This is a genomic window from Billgrantia antri (assembly GCF_017868935.1).
GTDB lineage: Bacteria > Pseudomonadota > Gammaproteobacteria > Pseudomonadales > Halomonadaceae > Halomonas > Halomonas antri.
In genome coordinates this window covers 3,892,596-3,911,496 of the sequence record NZ_CP053383.1, presented here as the reverse complement: position 1 = coordinate 3,911,496, position 18,901 = coordinate 3,892,596, and the positions used below count along the sequence as shown (strand labels likewise).

The following is an 18,901-nucleotide window of genomic DNA, read 5'->3' as shown; positions in this document are numbered from 1 at the left end:
AAGAGGGCAGTGATGGCAAACGACAGTCGCCCCCATCTGGTGGTCTTCAGCGGCTCGGGCATCAGTGCCGAGAGCGGGATCCAGACCTTTCGTGCCAGTGACGGGCTATGGGCCGAGCATCGCATCGAGGAAGTCGCCACGCCCGAGGCTTGGCGGCGCGACCCCGCTCGCGTACTGAACTTCTACAACCTGCGCCGCGCGCAGGTTCGCCGGGCGCGGCCCAATGCCGCCCACCGAGCACTGGCGGCACTGGAGCGGCAGGGTTTTCGGGTCAGCATCATTACCCAGAACATCGACGACCTTCACGAGCGTGCCGGCTCGCGCAACGTGCTGCACCTGCATGGCGAAATCCTCAAGGCGCGCTCCACGGTGGACGCCCGTATGCAGTACCCGCTTCCTCGCGGCGGCATCGAATTGGGCGACATCTGCGACAAGGGCAGCCAGTTGCGCCCCGACGTGGTGTGGTTCGGCGAGGCAGTACCGCATTTTTCGGACGCCTGCGAGATCGTCGCCGAAGCCGACCTGCTGCTGGTGGTGGGCACCTCGCTGGCCGTCATGCCGGCCGCCTCACTGCTCGAATGCACGCCGCTGGAGACGCCCAGTGTGCTGGTCGATCCCGAGGCCGAGTCGCTGGCGCCACCGGGCGTGACCCGCATCAGCCAGTCTGCTGGCAAGGGAGTGCCGGCATTGGTTCGCCACTGGCGGCGCGAGGGGCGGCTGTGGGTGCCGGAAATCCTGCTTGGGTAAGCGTCAGGATGCTAGAATGCCGTCCCCGCCGCTCCCTGGATACGCAATGATGCTGGATGAGACTTACCGGGCCGATCTTGGCGACCGCGAGCCTGTCACCGGGCTTTCGCATGACCCCGCAACCGGGCTTTCTCATGACCCCGTAACCGGTCATCCACGCCCGCCGCGGCGCGAATTCAAGGCACGCGGCAGTTTTACCGAGCGCTGCCCTGGCTGCAACCTGCCGGTATTGAACTGCCTATGCCCCTACCGGGCCAGCGCCGAGAGCAAGGCGCGGGTGTGGCTGATCACCCATCCGCTGGAGCATCTCAAGCCGACCAATACCGGGCGCCTGATCCGTGATGTGCTGCCGGATACCGAGGTCTTTACCTGGTACCGGACGGCCCCCGATGAAAGGCTGCTGGCACTGCTCGATGACCCGCACTTCGCCCCCTTCGTGATCTTCCCCGACGACCAGCCCGACTATGCCGACCGAGTCGTGGGCATGGACGCCGTCGAGGTCGCCAAGCATCAGGGCAAGGTGCCGGTCTTCATCCTGCTCGACGGCACCTGGCGCCAGGCGCGGCGGATCTTCCGCAAGAGCCCCTACCTCGACCGACTGCCGGTGCTGCCGCTGGCCACCACGCGCCTGACCCGCTACCGGCTGCGCAAGCCGGCGTCCCAGTCCCACCTGTGCACCGCCGAGGTGGCCGCCGAGCTGCTGCGCCAGAGCGGCGACGGCGAGGCGGCTCAGTTGCTGGACGACTATTTCGACGCCTTCAATGTCAGCTATGCCGCCAGCCGCCGCTACGAGAAGATCGAGCAGCCGACGCCGGCGATGCGTCGGTTGCTGGCATACCGTGGTGAGTGAGAGAGCTCAGCCGGCTTCCTGGGTTCGCACGCAGGCTCGTCCCGCCTGCTTGGCCAGGTACATGGCCTGATCGGCGCGTCGCACCAGGGTGCGGCAGCTGTCGCCGGGTTGGCTGGTGGCGACGCCGAAGCTGGCGGTGACCTGCCCTACGGGATCGATCCGGCGCTGCGCCAGGGCGCGGCACATACGCCATGCCAGTTCACGCGCCCGAGACAGCTCGCAGCACGGAATGACGACGATGAACTCCTCACCGCCCCAACGCCCCAGGTGGTCGGAGTCGCGCAGATGTGACTGGGCCTGCCGGGCGACCTGAGACAGCACTCGGTCGCCCGTCTCATGGCCATGGGTATCGTTGATCGGCTTGAAATGGTCGATGTCGAACAGCAGCACTGCCAAGGGGGCATCCGTGCGGCTGGCCAGCGCCAGTTCGGTTTCGAGCACCCGCTCGATGCGGTGTCGATTCGCCAGTTGGGTCAGCGGGTCGGTATAGGCGAGCCGCTGGAGGCGACTGTTGCGCTCAGACAGGAGGCGGTATCGTTGTTGCGTCTGCTGCGTCTCGTCAAGCAGCGTCCGACGCAGCGCCGCCGTCTGGACGAGCTGCAGCAACAGATGCCTCAGGGGTGGGGCAAGAGAGCGCGGTCGGCGATCCCAGCACACGGCGTATCTTCGTTCCGGGCGGGCTGCCTGCAGGTCAAGCATGAGCGCCGCGCGGGCCTGACGGTCGGCCAGCCAGCGGTGTAGCATCGGCGCAGGCAGATGCAACGGGCAGTCGGAGAGATCGGCATTGATGCCCGGTGCCGCGAGGAGTTCGACCGGTACCGCCCGGCTATCGACCAGCCACAGTGGCGGGTAGTCACTGTGGCTCAGCTCGCCGGGGAGATGTTCGGTCGCCGGCCCCGCCCGTTTCGGCTGGGACAAGGTGCAGAACTCGAAGCCGGTCAGAGCATGCAAGGCCTGCTGGAGTCGCGCGTCCAGCTCTCCTGTGCTGTCGGCTTGGGCAAGGCGTGTACCCCAGGCATAGCCGAGCCCCGGCAGGTCATGTGCCGTTCCCTCCAGGGGCTCGGCAGCGAGTATGATGAGTCGCCCTGTGGCATGAAGGGAGAGATGGAGCCGCTGCAAGGCGCCACTTGCGGGCCTGGCAGGCAGCGAGATGCCGGGCGACCCCAAGGCCAGCGCCCTCTCCAGAGCAACGGTGGCGCCGCCCCCCACGACTCGTTCTAGCGGGCAGCCGAGTGCCTCGGTCGATGCGAGGCCGAAGAAGCGCGGCAGGTTGGTGCTGGCGAGGCACACTCTTCGCCAGTCGCTGTCGAAACCAATGAGGCAGCCATGAGGCTGTATGGCACCGTGGGTGGCGTTCGCCGCTGACGGGCAGACGCTCGCATCGAGTTCCCTTTCAAGCGAGTCCGGCATGGAGCCTTTCCTGTTGTGTCGCCGGCAGCGAGGGTGGCTGCCGCCCTGAACACGTGACGCGTCAGCCGGGAAGGCTGGCACGGCACACGCGGATCATGTCATGACGGGAGTAAACCATTGGTTGTCACATTAGATCAACCGCGGTTTAACCGCTAGTCCGGTGTGCGCGGCACATTCCCACGATGAACGAGAAAATTGCCTTCGCCGAGCGGCTGGCCGCCGCCATGCGCACTGCCGGCTACGAACCGCGCCCTGCCATACTGGAGCGGGAATTCAACCTGCGTTATTGGGGTAAACCCGTCACGCTGCAGGGCGTACGGCGCTGGCTGTGTGGGGAGACCCTGCCGCAGCAGGAGAAACTGCAGGTATTGGCCGAGTGGCTCGGGATCGAGCCCCAAGTGCTGCGCTTCGGTGAGGGCGGCGGCTATCGGATCAGCGAGCCGCGTGGTGCCTGGGATGCCTCGGTCAGCGCCGAAGAGCGCCTTGTGCTGCAGCGCTACCTGGCCCTGCCGGTGGCACAGCGCAAGGTGGTGGCCCAGGTCATCGAGGCCTTCTCCCGGGCCGAACGAAACGGGCCGGGAGAGGGCCGGTCGGATGGAGAAGGTGCGTAGCGCTAGGCGGCGGTGCCGAGCAGTGCCCCGGCGATACGGAAGCCGGCGATCCAGGTTCCGGCGGCTGAGCCCAGGGTGGCGAACAGGAATACCAGCAGCGTGCGTGAGACCCGGTTGCGCCACCAGCCCTTGAGCTCGGTGACGTCATGGCGCAGCAGTGAAAAGTCACGCACCTTGGGTTTGCGCAGCCACAGTTCGACCCCGGCGGCGACAAAGCCGGCGCCGATGGTAGGATTGAGCGAGGTCAGCGGTGCCGCCACCATGGTTGCCAGCACCGTCACGGGGTGGGCCAGGGCCGCCAGCGTGGCGACTCCCGAGAGCACGCCGTTGATCAGGAACCACTCGACGACCAGCTGCCAGCCGAGATCGGTATTGCGCGAGAAACCGATGATGAAGCCGGTCAGCACCAGTGCCGTGACCAGCCAGGGCAGGGCGCGCCAGAGCTTCGACGGCGGCGGGGTGGCCTCCAGCGTTTGCCGTTCTATTTCCGGCTCGGCGGGAAGCGGGGCGTCGAAGTGCTCGACCATGCCCTTCATGTGGCCGGCGCCGATGACGACCAGCACGTTGCGGTAGCGGCCGGGTGGCGCCTGTTCCGCCAGGCGCAGCACCATGTAGCGGTCGCGCTCGGCAATCAGCGGGGTATACAGCGTCTCCGATTCGGCGGCGAACTCGCTGAAGGTCGACTCCAGCACGTCGCCCTCCTTCAATCGCTCGATCTCCTCGGGTTTGATCTCCTGGCGCGACATCACGCTGCCGAGCAGGCCGGTGAACAGCGACATGCGCTGCCACCACGGCACGTTGGCATAGATGCGCTTGAGCGTGATGCCCACGTCGCGATCGATCAGCAGCAACGGCAGCTCGTGGTCTCGTGCTTCCTCCAGGGCGGCACGCATCTCGGCCCCCGGCTCGATGCCGGACTGCTCGGCGACCCGCTGCTGGAAGGCGCCCAGCGCCAGGTTGGCCGCCACCATGCCGGCCTTGCCGCGGCGGAAGATCTCGAACAGATCCTGCTGGGCGAGGGCGTCCGGATTGCTGAGGTTGTGGTGGCGCGCATCGCACAGCTCGATGGCCACGGCGTCGAAGTCGCCGGAACGGATCAGCCGTCGCACGTCCTCGGCGCTCTCGGCGGAGACATGCGCGGTACCCAGCAGTGTATAGCGGGTGCCGCCCACTTCGACGATGCGATGGGGGCCGCTGAAGGCACCTTCCTGGCGCGGGTCGGTCACGGATTCCTGGGAGTCGGTCATGAACCCTCGGGTTCGCAAGGAGTGAAGGTCCGATTATCCACTAAGCCAGCTGGCGGGGCCAAACCGCGTCTCTCGATGCTCTACCGCAGCTTGCTCTACTTGCGCCAGAAGGCGGGCGTAAACAGTACCAGCACGGTGAAGATCTCGAGACGACCAAGCAGCATCGCCACCACCAGGATCCACTTGGCGAGCTGGGGGAGCTCGCCATAGTTCTCGGAAGCCTCGCCGAGGGCGGGTCCCAGGTTGTTGAGCGATGAAGCCACCGTCGACCAGGCGGTGACCTGATCGACCCCGGTGGCCATGACGCCCACCAGCATCAGGAAGAACAGCATCAGGTAGACCGAAAAGAAGCCCCATACCGCCTGGGCGATGCCGTCGGGCACGCTCACCTTGCCCACCTTCACCGCGATTACCGCGCTGGGGTGGATCAGGCGCATCACCTCGCGCATGCCCTGCTTGAGAATCAGGATGATGCGGATCACTTTCATGCCGCCCCCGGTGGAGCCGGAACAGCCGCCGACGAAGGCCGCCATGAACAGCAGGAAGGGCAGCGCCCCCGGCCAGGCCGAGAAGTCATCCACGCCGAAACCGGCAGTGGTGGCGATGGAAATCGCTTCGAACAGCCCGTGCCGCAGCCCGCGTTCGGTGTCATGGGTTCCGGTCAGCCATAGCGAGACGACGACGATGACGGCAAGGATGGAGAGGAAAATCAGCAGGAACCGGGCCTCGGGGTCTTGCAGGTAGTGCCGCAGCTGGCGACCGCGCCAGGCCAGGAAGTGCAGGCTGAAGCTCATCGCCGAGATAACTAGGAAGAACATGCAGATCAGCTCGATCAGGGCACTGTCGAAGTGCCCGATGCTGGCGTCGTAGGTGGAGAAGCCGCCGATGGCCACGGTGGAGAAGCTATGGCCCAGGGCGTCGAACCAGGACATGCCGGCGGCCAGGTAGGCCAGGAAGCAGGTCAGCGTCAGCGCGGCATAGATGTACCACAGTGCCTTGGCCGTTTCGGTGATGCGCGGGGTCAGCTTGGAGTCCTTCAACGGCCCAGGAATCTCGGTACGGTAGAGAGCCATGCCGCCGACGCCCAGTGTCGGCAGGATTGCCACCGCCAGCACCACGATCCCCATGCCGCCGAGCCACTGCAGCTGCTGGCGGTAGTAGAGCACCGACTCGGGTAGGAACTCGATGCCGGTGATCACGGTGGCGCCGGTGGTGGTCAGCCCCGAGAATGATTCGAACACCGCATCGGTGGGGGCCAGGGCGGCGTCGCCGGTTAGCATCAGCGGCAGCGAACCGAACAGCCCGAGTACGCTCCAGAACAGGGCAGCAATCAAGAAGCCGTCGCGGATGCGTAGCTCCTTGTGGGCGTTGCGGTTGGGCAGGTAGATCACCAGGCCGGTCATCACGGTGATCAGGATGGCGATGGTGTAGGCATCCCACTGGCCGTCGCCGAACAGCAGCGAGACCAGAATCGGCGGCAGCATGGTCAGGCTGAACATCATCAGCAGCAGGCCGAGGATACGCAGAATGACTCGTAGGCTCATCGGGCGGCGCTCCCGGCGTCGCGGAGTGTCGTCATGGCGGCCATCAGAAGAACGTCAGCCCGACCTGGAACAAACGCTCGACGTCGCGGATGCGGCGCTTGTCGATCACGAACAGGATCAGGTGGTCGCCGGACTCCACCACCACGTCGTCGTGGGCGATGAGCACCTCCTTGCCGCGGACTATGGCGCCGATGGTGGTGCCGCGGGGCAGGTCGATCTCGCCAATGGCACGGCCCACCACCTTGGAGGACTGGTTATCGCCGTGGGCGATGGCCTCGATCGCTTCCGCCGCACCTCGGCGCAGCGAGTGTACGTTGACGATGTCGCCACGGCGCACGTGGGTCAGCAGGCTGCCGATGGTGGCCTGCTGCGGCGAGATGGCGATGTCGATCTCGCCGCCCTGGACCAGGTCGACATAGGCGGCATTGTTGATCAGGGTCAACACCTTCTTGGCCCCCATGCGCTTGGCCAGCATCGACGACATGATGTTGACCTCATCGTCGTTGGTCAGGGCGCAGAAGATGTCGCAGTCTTCGATGTTCTCTTCTTCCAGCAGGCGCTTGTTGGTGGCACTGCCGTGCAGAACCACGGTGCGATTGAGCCGCTCCGAGAGGGTGGTGCAGCGCTCCAGGCCGTGCTCGATGATCTTGACCTGATGGCTGTGCTCGAGGTGCTCGGCGAGCCGCTCGCCGATGTTGCCGCCGCCGGCGATCATCACCCGGCGGAAGTCGCGATCGACACGGCGCAATTCGCTCATCACCGCGCGGATGTCGCGCCGGGCGGCAATGAAGAACACCTCGTCGTCGGCCTCGATCACGGTGTCGCCCCGGGGAATGATCGGCCGGTTGCGCCGGTATATGGCCGCTACGCGGGTGTCGACGCTGGGCATGTGGCGGCGCAAAAAACCGAGGTCCTGGCCCACCAGCGGCCCGCCGTAGTAAGCCTTGACTGCCACCAGCTGTACCAGACCGCCGGCGAACTCGAGCACCTGCAGAGCGCCGGGATGCTCGATCAGGCGGCGGATATGATCGGTGACCACCTGCTCGGGGCTGATCAGTACGTCGATGGGCACCGCTTCGTGGGCGAACAGCCCCTTGCGAGTGAGGTAGGCGGTGGCGCGGACCCGGGCGATCTTGGTCGGAGTGCGGAACAGCGTATGGGCGACCTGGCAGGCAATCATGTTGACTTCGTCCTGACTGGTCACCGCGATCAGCATGTCGGCGTCTTCGCAGCCAGCCTGGCGCAGTACCACCGGGTAGGAGCCGGGACCGACCACGGTGCGTATGTCGAGTCGGGTATGCAGCTCTCGCAGCCGCTCGCCGTCGGTATCCACCACCGTGATGTCATTCTCCTCGCGGGCCAGGTGTTCGGCCAGCGTGCCGCCGACCTGGCCGGCGCCCAGAATGATGATCTTCATATGCAATCAGGCCCGTCAAACGACTCTGCGACGCCGTTATGGCGTCGCAGCATTCGTGGCTAGCATAAACCAGCCGCAGGTGATGTAACAGGTTCGTGTGGTAACGGGCGTCGTCAATCCAGGGTGAAGCCCACCTTGAGCGTGACCTGCCAATGGCCGACGCGACCGTTCTCGATGTGGCCGCGGGTGTCCACGACCTCGAACCAGCGCATGCCGTGGAGGGATTGCGAGGCCTTGTCGAGCGCACGCTGGATAGCGTCCTCGATGCTCTTCTCCGAAGAGCCGGTCAGTTCGATGTGCTTGTAGACGTGATCGCTCATAGGGGCTCCTTGCTCAAGTGAACGAACGATGGTGGGGCCGGTTCAACCCCGCTTTCTCAGTCTGGCATAAAAGAATCCGTCATGGCTGTCGGGCTGCGGCAGGAGCTGGCGCCCGGCGCCGGCCACCTGGCCCCAGCTGACTTCCCCGGGGGTAGTGGCTTCGGCATCGGGGGTGCGCTCGAGGAAGGCGCGTACCTGCAGATCGTTTTCCTCGCGCAGCACGGAGCAGGTGGCGTAGAGCAGCGCCCCGCCCGGGCGCAGCAGCGGCCAAAGGTTGTCGAGCAGGCGCGCCTGCAGTTCGGCCAGCCTGGGGATGTCGGCGGGACGCCGCAAACGCTTGATGTCAGGATGGCGACGAATGACGCCGGTGCCCGAGCAGGGCGCGTCGAGGAGGATGGCGTCGAACAGCGTGCCGTCCCACCAGTCGCGCTGCGTGGCGTCGGCATGCACCAGCGTGGCCGACAGGCCAAGGCGCTCGAGCGTCTCCTCGACCCGGGCCAGGCGCACGGCATCGCTGTCGAGCGCCAGCAGTTCGATATCGAACAGCTCGAGCAGGTGGGCGGTCTTGCCGCCGGGTGCACAGCAGGCGTCCAGCACGCGACCGCCGGGGCGCGGCGCCAGTGCCGGTCCAAGCAGCTCAGCGGCGAGCTGGGCGGCCTCGTCCTGCACGCTGACGTCGCCCTCGGCAAAGCCGGGCAGCGCCTGCACGTCGCAGGGCTTGTCCAGCGTCAGGCCGTCGGGCGAGTGCGTGCACAGCCGGGCCTCGATGCCGCTCTCGAGCAGCTTCGCCAGGTAGGCCTCGCGATCGCCGTGACGACGATTGATACGCAGCGTCATGGGACCGGGCTGATTGTTGGCCTCGGCAACGGCGCGCCAGTCGTCGGGCCAGGCCTGGCGCAGCGCCTTGAGCAGCCAGCGCGGGTGCAGCAGAGCCACTGCGGGATCCTTGTCGACCTCGGCTTGCAGCGCCGCGGATTCCCGGGTCAGCCGGCGCAGGCAGCCGTTGAGCACCCGGGTTGCCCACTCCTTGCCCAGCTGGCGCGCGGCACCGGCGGTTTCGCCCACTGCGGCATGTGCCGGAATGCGCAGGTAGAGCAATTGAAAGATACCCAGCAGCAGCAGCGCCTGGATGTCGGCATCGCGCGCCTTGAAAGGGGCTTTCAGCAGTTGCTCGGCCAGCGCCTCGAGACGCGGCAGCGTGCGGCACACGCCGTAGCACATCGCTCTGAACAGGGCCCGATCGCGTATTACCACTTGGTGATCGTCCAGCTCGTTCAGCGAGCCCTTGCCGGTGATGACGGGAACCAAGGCGCGGGCGGCGCTGGCGCGTACCGCCTGGCCGCCGTCCTGGACGCTCTTGCCGGCGCGGGTGGAGGGAGTGGAGCGATGCATCAGAGGCTCTCCTCATTCGCACGACCCAAGTGGCGCCCGGCCTGCAGGCGCGCATCACGCGCATTGAGCAGGTCACGTGCCGCCAGCGGCTTGCCCCCCGGTAACTGGGCGCGGGTGACCCGCAATACGACGTCGCCGCGGGGGCCGCAGGCGATGCGCAGGGCGTCGGCGTCTGGGCTGAGCAGGGTGCCTGGCATGACGGCCCGTTCGCCCTCGTGGAGGCGGTCCGCCTCGGCCATCAGCAGGCGCAGCCGCTCATCACCGCAGGCGCACCAGGCCACCGGCCAGGGGTTGAAGGCGCGCACCCTGGCGGCGAGTTCGCTGGCGGGGCGAGTGAAGTCGAGTTCGGCCTCGGCCTTGGAGAGCTTGGCGGCGTAGGTGGCGCCTGCTTCGGGCTGGGGTGTGGCGGTCAGCCCATCAACGGCCAGGGCATCGAGTACCTCGACCATCGCCTCGCCACCGAGCGTGGCCAGGGTGTCGTGCAGCGTGCCACCGGTGGTGGTCGGGGTGATGGGCGTGCGCCTCACCATCAGCATGTCGCCGGTATCGAGCCCGGCGTCCATCTGCATGATGGTGACGCCGCTCTCGCTGTCGCCCGCCTCGATGGCGCGTTGGATCGGGGCGGCACCGCGCCAGCGCGGCAGCAACGAGGCATGGACGTTGAGGCATCCGAGTCGGGGAATGTCGAGTACGGCCTGGGGAAGGATCAGGCCGTAGGCCACCACCACCATGACGTCCGCCTCGAAGTCGGCCAGTTCGGCCTGGATATCGTCGCGCTTGAGCGTCTCGGGCTGGCGGACCGGCAGCTCATGCGCGAGAGCCAGCGACTTGACCGGGCTGGCGGTCAGTTTGCGGCCCCTGCCAGCCGGGCGGTCGGGCTGAGTGTAGACGGCCACTACCGAGTGCCGGCTGTGCAGCAGGGCAGCGAGGCTGGCGGCGGCGAAATCGGGGGTGCCGGCGAAGATGACGCGCAGGGAACGGGACATGGATCGAGCCTTGCCTGTGAACGGTTGCCCCTCATCTTAACGGAGGCAGGCCCAAACGACGAAGGCCGACATCGAAACGTCGGCCTTGGGTAAGTCGGGGGTCAGGCTGTCTGCATCTGCTTGTGGCGCTTTTGCATCTTCTTCAGCACGCGATCGCGCTTGAGCGGCGAGAGGTAGTCGACGAACAGCACGCCCTCGAGGTGATCGCACTCATGCTGAATACAGTGCGCCAGCAGACCGTCGGCTTCGAGCTCGTAGGGCTTGCCGTCGCGGTCCTGCGCCTTGAGGTGAACCTTGAGCGCCCGCGGCACTTCGGCATAGTACTCGGGAATCGACAGGCAGCCCTCGGACATCAGTTCACGCTCTTCGCCGATGGGAACGTACTCGGGGTTGACCAGCACCAGCGGGTTGGCTCGGTCGTCGCTGACGTCCATCACGATCACGCGACGGTGCACATCCACCTGGGTGGCGGCAAGGCCGATGCCGGAAGCGTCGTACATGGTCTCGAGCATGTCGTCGACCAGTCGGCGCACCTCGTCGTCAACCGCTTCGATCGGCGCTGCCTTGGTGCGCAGCCGCTCGTCGGGAAATTCGAGGATCGTCAATTTGGCCATGGCGTTGGAATCACCGTTATGCTGTCATTCGGGAATTGCCCCTATTCTAGGCGGCGGCAGGCCAGGGGGAAACCGCTGGCATGCATTATCATTCCAATAGCATTGGACTATCGCACTGTGCTCCGGTTCCCGACGTGGGTGGGCGCGCAGAGGGCCGGTAGCGGCGAGGCAGGGGGACGGGATGGACGAACAGGCGAAGCGTCGGCAGGACGGCCCGCCGAAGTGGCGGCGAACGTGGGCGGGCGGCCTGGCGCTATGGCTGGCGGCGACGCTGGCCCAGGCCCAGGGGTTGAGCTGGGAGCATGGGCTGCGTAGTGACGCGCCGGAGCGTTACACGGTGGTGCGCGGCGATACCCTGTGGGACATCTCGGGGCGCTTTCTGCGCCACCCCTGGCAATGGCCGGAGGTATGGCAGGTCAACCCGCAGATTCGCAACCCGCATTTGATCTACCCCGGTGACGTGATCACCCTGCAGGACTGCAATGGCCGGCCGTGCCTCGGGCTCGAGCGTGGCCAGAACGTGGTGCGGCTCTCGCCCGAGGTGCGCCGTGTCCCCGTGCGTGAAGCGATCGAACCGATTCCGCTGGATACCGTACGCCACTTCCTGCGTGACCACCGGGTCGTCGACGATCCTGATACGCTCGATGAGTTGGCCTACGTGGTGGCCGGCAACGACCGGCGCATCATCAGCGGCGCCGGCGACCGCATCTATGCCCGCGGCGAGTTGCAGCGCGGACAGCGCTACGGCATCTACCGTGTCGGTGAGCGCTATCACGATGCGGCCAGCGGCGAGGCCTTGGGCCTTGAGTTGATCAGCATCGGACGTGCCCAGGCCGAGCGCAGCGAGGATGATATCGCGCTCATGCAAGTCCTCTCCGCCAGCCAGGAGGTGCGCAACGAGGATATCGTGCTGCCGCTGGAGGAGCGCGAGCTGGTCAGCGAATTCGTGCCCCGCGCGCCGGATCGAGATATCGAGGGCACTATCCTTGCCGTGCCGGGCGGGGTGCGTTTCATCGGCAGGTTGCAGGTGGTGGCGCTGGACCGGGGGCGTCGTGACGGGCTTGAAACGGGGCATGTGCTGCAGGTTGAGCAACAGGGCGAGCGAGTCGTCGACCCGCGCACCGGCGAGTCGCTGCGCCTGCCCGGGACGGACGCCGGGCTGGTCATGGTATTCCGGCCCTACGAGAAGATGAGCTATGGCCTGGTGATGCAGGCAACCCGGACGCTGGAAGTCGGCGATCGTCTCTACAATCCCCGGCGTGGGGTGGGGGTGGCGCAGCGGTGAGTGAGGCGCGCTCCAGGCCGAGCCAGCGCGACTGGCTGGCACTGATTCGGTTGCCGGGCATGGGGACGGCGAGGCTGGCCGAGATGGTGGCGGCCGCGCCCGACTGGCCTGAAGGGTGGCTGGCACGCCTGCCGCGTCAGGCGTCCTTGTCGCTGCGGCTGTGGCTCGACCATCCGGGCCGCAGCCCACTGGCACCGGGGGTAGAGGCAGCCCTGGCCTGGCTGGACGCCGCGCCCGAACGCGAGCTGCTGCACCCGGGGCATCCCGCCTGGCCGGCCTTGCTCGAGCAGATCGGCGACCCGCCGCCGGTACTCTGGGCGCTGGGTGACCTGGCGGCGCTGCAGCCGCCCAAGTTGGCCATCGTCGGCTCGCGACGCCCCACCCGCGAAGGCTTGACCAATGCCGCCGCCTTCGGCCGCGAGCTGGCCAGCCGCGACTGGTGCGTCGTCAGCGGCTTGGCACTTGGCATCGACGGGGCAGCCCAGCAGGCGGCGCTGGAGGCCGGCGGTCGCAGCGTGGCGGTGCTCGGCTGTGGCGCTGACGTGATCTATCCGCCGCGTCATGCCAGGCTCTATCATCAACTGCTTGAGCAGGGCGGGCTGATCCTCTCCGAGCATCCCCCCGGGACGCCCGCGCGAGCGGGGTTCTTTCCTCGCCGCAACCGCATCGTCACCGGCATTTCGCTGGGGGTGCTGGTGGTCGAGGCCGCCGAGAAAAGTGGCTCGCTGGTCAGTGCCCGGCTCGCCATCGAGCAGAATCGCGAAGTCTTCGCGCTGCCCGGCTCGATCCACAACCCCCAGGCCAGGGGCTGCTTGAAGCTGATTCGCGAAGGCGCCGTACTGGTGCGCCATACCGATGACATGCTCGAGGAACTGACCCACTGGGCCGCGTCGTGCCATTCCCCGCGCAAGCCGCCGGATGCTGGCACGCCGGATGCCAGTGGCGGCGATCCGCTGCTGCGCTGGCTCAGCGACGCGCCCTCGCCGCTCGATGCGCTGGTGAACCTGACCGGGCTGGCCGTACCCGATTGCCAGCGGCGGCTGCTGGAACTCGAGCTCGAGGGGCGTGCCGCCCAGGCCCCCGGGGGTTGGGTGCGCCTGCCTGAGAACGCCTAGGCGTGCTAGCATAGAGGCCCTTGTCTCGACCGTCCTGGCCACCCAGGCGGTCGCGTACCGAATCACCTGCAGGAGACCATGATCGTGGCCGAATCGCTCGATGCCGCCGTTGCCGCGCTGCGTGGCGGCGGCGTGATTGCCTACCCCACCGAGGGCGTGTGGGGACTGGGCTGCGACCCGGACAATGACGAGGCCGTGGCCCGCCTGCTGCGGCTCAAGCAACGCGACCCGGCCAAGGGATTGATCCTGGTGGCAGCCTCCATCGAACAGTTCGGCCCCTGGCTCGAGGGCCTGGCGCCGGAGCTGCATGCTCCGCTGGTCGCCAGCTGGCCGGGCCCCAACACCTGGCTGGTGCCGCACAATGGCCGCAGCCACGCGCTGGTGCGCGGTGCCCACGATTGCGTGGCGCTGCGGGTCAGCGCCCACCCCGGAGTCGCGGCGCTGTGCCGGGCATTCGGCGGACCGCTCGTCTCGACCTCGGCCAACCGGGCCAGCGAGCCCTCGGCCATGAGCGCCGCCGAGGTTCGCGCGATCTTCGGCGACGAACTCGATGCCATCGTCGAAGGTGAACTGGGGGGGCTGGACCGCCCCAGCACCATTCGCGACCTGCGCAGCGGTCGGGTGCTGCGCGCCTGAGCGCGAAACGTCCTGGTCAGACGGGGCAGGCAACGTCGAAGGGCAATGACAGCGAGGAGCAGCATGGCGCACGCCAATCTCGATACGGTAAAGAGCTACCTGCTCGACCTGCAGGACCGGCTGTGTAACGGACTCGCCGCCGAGGATGGCAGCGCCGGCTTTCGCGAGGAGAGCTGGCAGCGTGAAGCGGGAGGGGGAGGCCGTTCGCGGGTCATCGAGCACGGCCGGGTGTTCGAGAAGGGCGGCGTCAATTTTTCCCACGTCCACGGTGACCAGCTGCCGCCCTCGGCCACGGCGGCCCGGCCCCAGCTTGCCGGGCGCGGCTTCCACGCCGTGGGGGTCTCCTGGGTGCTGCACCCGGAAAACCCCCACGTGCCTACCAGCCACGGCAACGTGCGCTTCTTCATCGCCGAGAAGCCGGGCGAGGCACCGGTATGGTGGTTCGGCGGCGGCTTCGACCTGACGCCCTACTACCCGGTGCACGAGGACGTGCTGCACTGGCACCGCGTGGCTCGCGATGCCTGCACCCCTTTTGGCCCCGACGTCTACCCGCGCTTCAAGGCATGGTGTGACGGCTATTTCTATCTCAAGCACCGTGACGAGACGCGCGGCGTGGGTGGGCTGTTCTTCGACGACTTCAACGAGTGGGACTTCGATGCCAGCTTCGCTTTCCAGCGTGCGGTGGGCGATGCCTTTCTCGACGCCTACCTGCCCATCGTACGGCGGCGTCGCGACACGCCCTGGGGCGAGCGCGAGCGCGATTTCCAGCTCTACCGCCGCGGACGCTACGTCGAATTCAACCTGGTATGGGACCGCGGCACCCTGTTCGGACTCCAGAGCGGCGGACGTACCGAGTCGATCCTGATGTCGATGCCGCCACTGGCCCGCTGGGAGTACGGTTGGCAGCCCGAACCGGGCAGCGCGGAGGAAACCCTGTACCGGAACTACCTGCGCCCTCGCGACTGGCTGGGGGAAGAGGAGCCCACTGCATGACCGACCGCTATTGCGTCTTCGGCAATCCGATTTCGCACTCGAAGTCGCCGACGATCCACGCCGCCTTCGCCGCGCAGACCGGTGAGACCATCGACTACACCGCCATCGCCGCGCCGCTCGACGACTTTGCCGGCGCTTGGCGTCGCTTCACGGCCGAGGGAGGACGGGGCGCCAACGTCACCGTGCCGTTCAAGGAGGAGGCGTTCCGGCTCTGCGATACCCTGAGCCGGCGTGCCCAGCGGGCCGGAGCGGTAAATACCCTGCTGTTGGGAAAGAATGGCCAGACTTATGGCGACACCACCGATGGCATCGGCCTGGTGCGCGACCTCGAGCGTCACGCTGTCACGCTCGCCGGGGCGCGCCTTCTGGTGCTGGGTGCCGGAGGGGCTGTGCGCGGGGTGCTCGAACCGCTGCTCGCGGCCAAGCCGGCCAGCCTGTTCGTCGCCAATCGTACCGCCGAGAAGGCCGAGGCGCTGGCCAGCGACTTCCGCGACCTTGGCGCTATCAGCGGCGGTGGCTTCGATAGCATCTCGGGACCTTTCGACCTGGTGATCAATGGCACCAGCGCCAGCCTCGCCGGCGACCTGCCACCGCTGCCCGACGACCTGTTCGTGGGCGGCGCCACCGCCTACGACATGATGTACGGCGCCGAGCCCACCGTCTTCCTTCAGTGGGCAGGGGAGCGCGGCGCTCGCGGTGTCGATGGCCTGGGCATGCTGGTGGAGCAGGCCGCCGAGTCGTTCTTCCAGTGGCGTGGCAAGCGCCCCGATACTGCCCCGGTACTCGAGATGCTGAGACGGTCCTTGTGAGGGTCAGCGGCGCTTGACGTAGAGCCCCAGCATGCACATCACCACACCGGCCAGCGACAGCAGCATGCCGCCGTTGACCAGCCACGGATGGCGTTCCACCCAGGGCACGAAGGGCTGAGGCGACTCGCGGCATACGCCGGCCAGATAGTCCCAATGCCCCCCCTGGATCAGCGCGCATTCACGCACGTCGTTGAGCTCCCAGAAGTAGACCCCCATCAGCACGAAGATGGGCAGGATCAACAGCAGCAGGCCAAGTCTCAGCATTCATTTTCCTATAGTTAAAAAAACTAGGGGGAGGGCTGATTTATGTCGCGAGCGAAGAGAGGCTGTTCGCCGCCGGAGCGCAGGAACCGGAGTGTAGCCTGCTACATGAGGATTCCGAGCACCGCCGGCGGGCAGAATATCGAGCGCAGTAATAAATCAGTGTTCCCCTAGGGGCGCGGGCAATTTGGCTGCCGCCCTGCCTGCCGTGCCTGCTCGTAGCGGGCCAGGGCGTTGTCCATCTCGGCCTGCAGGCCCTGCATGCGCCCGCTGTGGCTGGGGTGAGTGGACATCCACTCCGGCGGGCGGGCGCCGCCCTGGGCGCTCATGTTTTCCCACAGCGCGATGCTGGCCCGGGGGTCGAAGCCGGCGTCGGCCATCAGCCGCAGGCCGATCACGTCGGCCTCGCTCTCGTGGCGGCGCGAGAAGGGCAGCAGAATGCCATACTGAGCGCCGAGGCCCAGCGCCCCCATCAGCTGCTCGCCGCCCGGCCCCTCGAGACCGGCCGCCGAGGACAGCACCGACAGGGCGAGCTGGGTCGAGGTCTGGGTCGAGACACGCTCGTTGGCATGGCGTGCCAGTACGTGGCCGATCTCGTGGCCGATCACCGAGGCGAGCTGATCCTGATTGTCGGCAATGTCGAGCAGGCCGGTGTTGACGCCCATGTAGCCGCCGGGCAGGGCAAAGGCGTTGGCCTGTTCCGCTTGGAACACGCGGATCTGCCACTCCTGATTGCGCTCGCGCTCCGGCAGCACGGCGACGATGGCTTCGGCCACGCATTGGGCGTAGCGCTGCTGGGCCTGACCGGCCGGGGGCAGGTCCTGCTGGTACTGGGCGAAGGCCTCCTGGCCCATCTGGTTGAGCTGCTCATCCGACATCAGCGTGAGCTGCTGACGTCCGGTCGGCGATGTGGTGCAGGCGGTAAGAGTCAGGGCCAGGGTGGCCACGGCAGCACAGCGAATCCAGCGCATGTTCGATACCTCGTTCGTTCAGATCCCTTGAGACCCTGGACGGGGGTGACGGTTCGCCACAAGATACCCTGAAGCGTAACAAGGTCAACCGTGAACCGTGAAAGTCCCAAGGAGATGTCGATGGATGCCGAGCTGAGCCGCCGCCTTAGCCGCCTGCTGGATCACGTGGAGCACTGGCTGCCCCCGGCGCCGCAGGAGGTCGACTGGGAGCGCGACGTGGCCGCGCTGTGGCAGCGCCACGTACTGGGCGGCCGCCTGCTGCCGGTGCCGCCACGCGATGCCCTGTCGCTCGACGACCTGCTGGGTATCGAGCGCCAGAAGCTGGCTCTGGTCGACAATACCCGCGCCTTCCTGCAGGGGTGGCCGGCCAACCATGCCCTGCTGTGGGGCTCGCGGGGCAGCGGCAAGTCGTCGTTGATCCGAGCCCTGCTCAATAGCCTGTCGCCGGAGGGGCTGCGCCTGGTGCAGGTCGATCGTCACGATCTGGCCGGCCTGCCCATGCTGGTCGAGCAGCTGCGCCGGCAGCCGCATCGCTTCGTGGTCTACTGCGACGACCTCTCCTTCGAGGGTCATGACGACGCCTACAAGGCGCTCAAGAGCGTGCTCGACGGGGCGCTCACCGGGCCACCGCCGAACGTGCTGCTCTACGCCACCTCGAACCGCCGCCACCTGCTACCCGAGTCGCTGGCCGACAATGCCGACACGCAGCTGGTCGGGGAAGAGCTTCACCATGGCGATGCGGTGGAGGAGAAGATCTCGCTCTCCGACCGCTTCGGCCTATGGCTCGGCTTCTACCCCTTCAACCAGGACACCTATCTCGAAGCCTGCTGCCACTGGGTGACGCAACTGGGCGGCGAGCGGGACTGGAATGCCGAGGCGCGCGCCGAGGCGATCCGCTACGCCACGTTGCGCGGCGGCCGTAGCGGCCGCGGCGCCTGGCAGTTCGCCTGCCAGTGGGTCGGTCGCCGACGACTGCACGAGTCGGCGTGATCAACGCTGCGGAGTCAGCTCGCCATCCTGGCCCACGGCGAAGCGTAGGGTCGGCGTCCACAGCCCGGCCGGCAGCGTCACGCCGAGGCCGCGCAGGCTGCCCGGAGTGATGGCCAGCTCACTGCCGGCGGGGAGCTCGCCCTGGCTGGCCAGTTGGGTGGCGAGTTCCACCATGGGGGCCAGGCGCCTGCTGTCGGTGGCCAGCACGTCGAAGGCCACGGGCAGGCGCAGCTTGGTGTCGTCGCGGGAGGTCAGGGTCACGTCCTGCTGGTAGTTGCCGCTGACCGGCTCGGCGCCGGGAACGTCCAGGGTCCAGCGAAACCCCGACATTTCCACCGCCGGCATGCCGACGGGCAGTGACAGGCCCATGGCCACGGTCGCCTGCACCGGCAGGCTGCCCATGCCCAGGGACGAAGCCACCAGCGAGGCGATGTCGCTGGTGTCGAGGCCGGCCTGGATCGAGTAGGGGCCGATGCGGACATCCTCGATGCCGAGCGAGGTCACGGCCAGGCGAAAGGCGAACAGCCCGGTCTGGGGCAGGGCCAGGCAGCCGCCGAGCAGCATGGCCAGGCTGAGCGGGGCAAGCAGGCGCCAGCGGCGGCGAGGTAGGACGAAGGACAACGAACGACTCAGGAACATCGGCTCCTCCTGTGGGACGAAGCGGCTCGGTAACGGGGTACGGGCTTGGCCAGGACGGCCTGTC

The 18,901-nt window shown here is 67.2% G+C and carries 20 protein-coding genes; 9 read left to right on the top strand and 11 right to left on the bottom strand.

Going from position 1 to position 18,901, the window contains the following annotated elements; translation table 11 throughout:
- Positions 1 to 12: 12 nt before the first annotated feature.
- Positions 13 to 747 carry an SIR2 family NAD-dependent protein deacylase gene (locus HNO53_RS18115; protein ID WP_209474051.1) on the top strand — a complete coding sequence of 245 codons (735 nt, stop codon included), beginning with the start codon at positions 13 to 15 and terminating at the stop codon, positions 745 to 747.
- Positions 748 to 796: 49 nt separating this feature from the next.
- A complete protein-coding gene (locus HNO53_RS18110; RefSeq protein ID WP_209478710.1) occupies positions 797 to 1,597 on the top strand; it encodes a tRNA-uridine aminocarboxypropyltransferase in 801 nt (266 codons plus the stop codon).
- A 6-nt stretch (positions 1,598 to 1,603) separates the two neighbouring features.
- Here the strand turns inward: HNO53_RS18110 and HNO53_RS18105 are convergent, their stop codons facing one another.
- The gene (locus HNO53_RS18105) at positions 1,604 to 3,007 is read right to left on the bottom strand and encodes a sensor domain-containing diguanylate cyclase (RefSeq protein WP_209474049.1); all 1,404 of its coding nucleotides are present in this window, start codon (positions 3,005 to 3,007) and stop codon (positions 1,604 to 1,606) included.
- Between the two features lie 182 nt (positions 3,008 to 3,189).
- On the opposite strand from HNO53_RS18105, the gene HNO53_RS18100 reads away from it, so the two are divergent.
- Complete coding sequence (locus HNO53_RS18100) at positions 3,190 to 3,618, top strand: transcriptional regulator (RefSeq protein ID WP_209474047.1); 429 nt, start codon at positions 3,190 to 3,192, stop codon at positions 3,616 to 3,618.
- A 2-nt stretch (positions 3,619 to 3,620) separates the two neighbouring features.
- On the opposite strand, the gene HNO53_RS18095 is transcribed toward HNO53_RS18100, so the two are convergent.
- The 7 genes from HNO53_RS18095 to def all read right to left on the bottom strand — a co-directional run bounded on the left by HNO53_RS18095 (position 3,621) and on the right by def (position 11,138).
- Positions 3,621 to 4,865, bottom strand: coding sequence for a TraB/GumN family protein (locus tag HNO53_RS18095; protein ID WP_209474045.1), 1,245 nt, complete (start codon positions 4,863 to 4,865; stop codon positions 3,621 to 3,623).
- A gap of 95 nt (positions 4,866 to 4,960) precedes the next feature.
- Positions 4,961 to 6,409 (bottom strand): TrkH family potassium uptake protein, encoded by a 1,449-nt coding sequence (locus tag HNO53_RS18090; RefSeq protein WP_209474043.1) that lies wholly within the window; start codon positions 6,407 to 6,409, stop codon positions 4,961 to 4,963.
- Between the two features lie 43 nt (positions 6,410 to 6,452).
- Positions 6,453 to 7,826, bottom strand: a complete 1,374-nt coding sequence (gene trkA / locus HNO53_RS18085) for a Trk system potassium transporter TrkA (protein ID WP_209474041.1) — start codon at positions 7,824 to 7,826, stop codon at positions 6,453 to 6,455.
- A gap of 113 nt (positions 7,827 to 7,939) precedes the next feature.
- Positions 7,940 to 8,146, bottom strand: a complete 207-nt coding sequence (locus HNO53_RS18080; RefSeq protein WP_149328065.1) for a dodecin — start codon at positions 8,144 to 8,146, stop codon at positions 7,940 to 7,942.
- Positions 8,147 to 8,188: 42 nt separating this feature from the next.
- Positions 8,189 to 9,538, bottom strand: coding sequence for a 16S rRNA (cytosine(967)-C(5))-methyltransferase RsmB (gene rsmB, locus HNO53_RS18075; RefSeq protein WP_209474039.1), 1,350 nt, complete (start codon positions 9,536 to 9,538; stop codon positions 8,189 to 8,191).
- Positions 9,538 to 10,524 (bottom strand): methionyl-tRNA formyltransferase, encoded by a 987-nt coding sequence (gene fmt, locus HNO53_RS18070; protein WP_209474037.1) that lies wholly within the window; start codon positions 10,522 to 10,524, stop codon positions 9,538 to 9,540. The genes rsmB and fmt overlap by 1 nt, the downstream gene beginning before the upstream one ends.
- A 101-nt stretch (positions 10,525 to 10,625) precedes the next feature.
- Positions 10,626 to 11,138, bottom strand: a complete 513-nt coding sequence (gene def / locus HNO53_RS18065; protein ID WP_209474035.1) for a peptide deformylase — start codon at positions 11,136 to 11,138, stop codon at positions 10,626 to 10,628.
- Positions 11,139 to 11,319: 181 nt separating this feature from the next.
- On the opposite strand from def, the gene HNO53_RS18060 reads away from it, so the two are divergent.
- From HNO53_RS18060 to aroE, 5 genes are all read left to right on the top strand, one after another.
- A complete protein-coding gene (locus HNO53_RS18060) occupies positions 11,320 to 12,423 on the top strand; it encodes a LysM peptidoglycan-binding domain-containing protein (protein ID WP_209474033.1) in 1,104 nt (367 codons plus the stop codon).
- A gap of 59 nt (positions 12,424 to 12,482) precedes the next feature.
- Complete coding sequence (gene dprA, locus HNO53_RS18055; protein WP_209478709.1) at positions 12,483 to 13,538, top strand: DNA-processing protein DprA; 1,056 nt, start codon at positions 12,483 to 12,485, stop codon at positions 13,536 to 13,538.
- 78 nt (positions 13,539 to 13,616) lie between these two features.
- Complete coding sequence (gene tsaC, locus HNO53_RS18050) at positions 13,617 to 14,174, top strand: L-threonylcarbamoyladenylate synthase type 1 TsaC (RefSeq protein ID WP_209474031.1); 558 nt, start codon at positions 13,617 to 13,619, stop codon at positions 14,172 to 14,174.
- Between the two features lie 63 nt (positions 14,175 to 14,237).
- Positions 14,238 to 15,167: an oxygen-dependent coproporphyrinogen oxidase gene (hemF, locus tag HNO53_RS18045; RefSeq protein WP_209474029.1), complete on the top strand. Its 930-nt coding sequence runs from the start codon at positions 14,238 to 14,240 to the stop codon at positions 15,165 to 15,167.
- Positions 15,164 to 15,976 (top strand): shikimate dehydrogenase, encoded by an 813-nt coding sequence (gene aroE, locus HNO53_RS18040; RefSeq protein WP_209474027.1) that lies wholly within the window; start codon positions 15,164 to 15,166, stop codon positions 15,974 to 15,976. Before hemF ends, aroE begins: the two co-directional genes overlap by 4 nt.
- Before the next feature lie 3 nt (positions 15,977 to 15,979).
- Here the strand turns inward: aroE and HNO53_RS18035 are convergent, their stop codons facing one another.
- Together HNO53_RS18035 and HNO53_RS18030 are read right to left on the bottom strand one after the other, a co-directional pair.
- The gene (locus HNO53_RS18035) at positions 15,980 to 16,240 is read right to left on the bottom strand and encodes a hypothetical protein (RefSeq protein WP_209474025.1); all 261 of its coding nucleotides are present in this window, start codon (positions 16,238 to 16,240) and stop codon (positions 15,980 to 15,982) included.
- A gap of 167 nt (positions 16,241 to 16,407) precedes the next feature.
- Positions 16,408 to 17,208 (bottom strand): M48 family metallopeptidase, encoded by an 801-nt coding sequence (locus HNO53_RS18030; protein ID WP_209474023.1) that lies wholly within the window; start codon positions 17,206 to 17,208, stop codon positions 16,408 to 16,410.
- 120 nt (positions 17,209 to 17,328) lie between these two features.
- Here HNO53_RS18030 and HNO53_RS18025 point away from each other — a divergent pair, with 120 nt between their 5' ends.
- Positions 17,329 to 18,198 (top strand): ATP-binding protein, encoded by an 870-nt coding sequence (locus HNO53_RS18025; RefSeq protein WP_209474021.1) that lies wholly within the window; start codon positions 17,329 to 17,331, stop codon positions 18,196 to 18,198.
- Here the strand turns inward: HNO53_RS18025 and HNO53_RS18020 are convergent, their stop codons facing one another.
- Positions 18,199 to 18,837 (bottom strand): hypothetical protein, encoded by a 639-nt coding sequence (locus tag HNO53_RS18020; protein WP_242597467.1) that lies wholly within the window; start codon positions 18,835 to 18,837, stop codon positions 18,199 to 18,201.
- Positions 18,838 to 18,901: the final 64 nt, after the last annotated feature.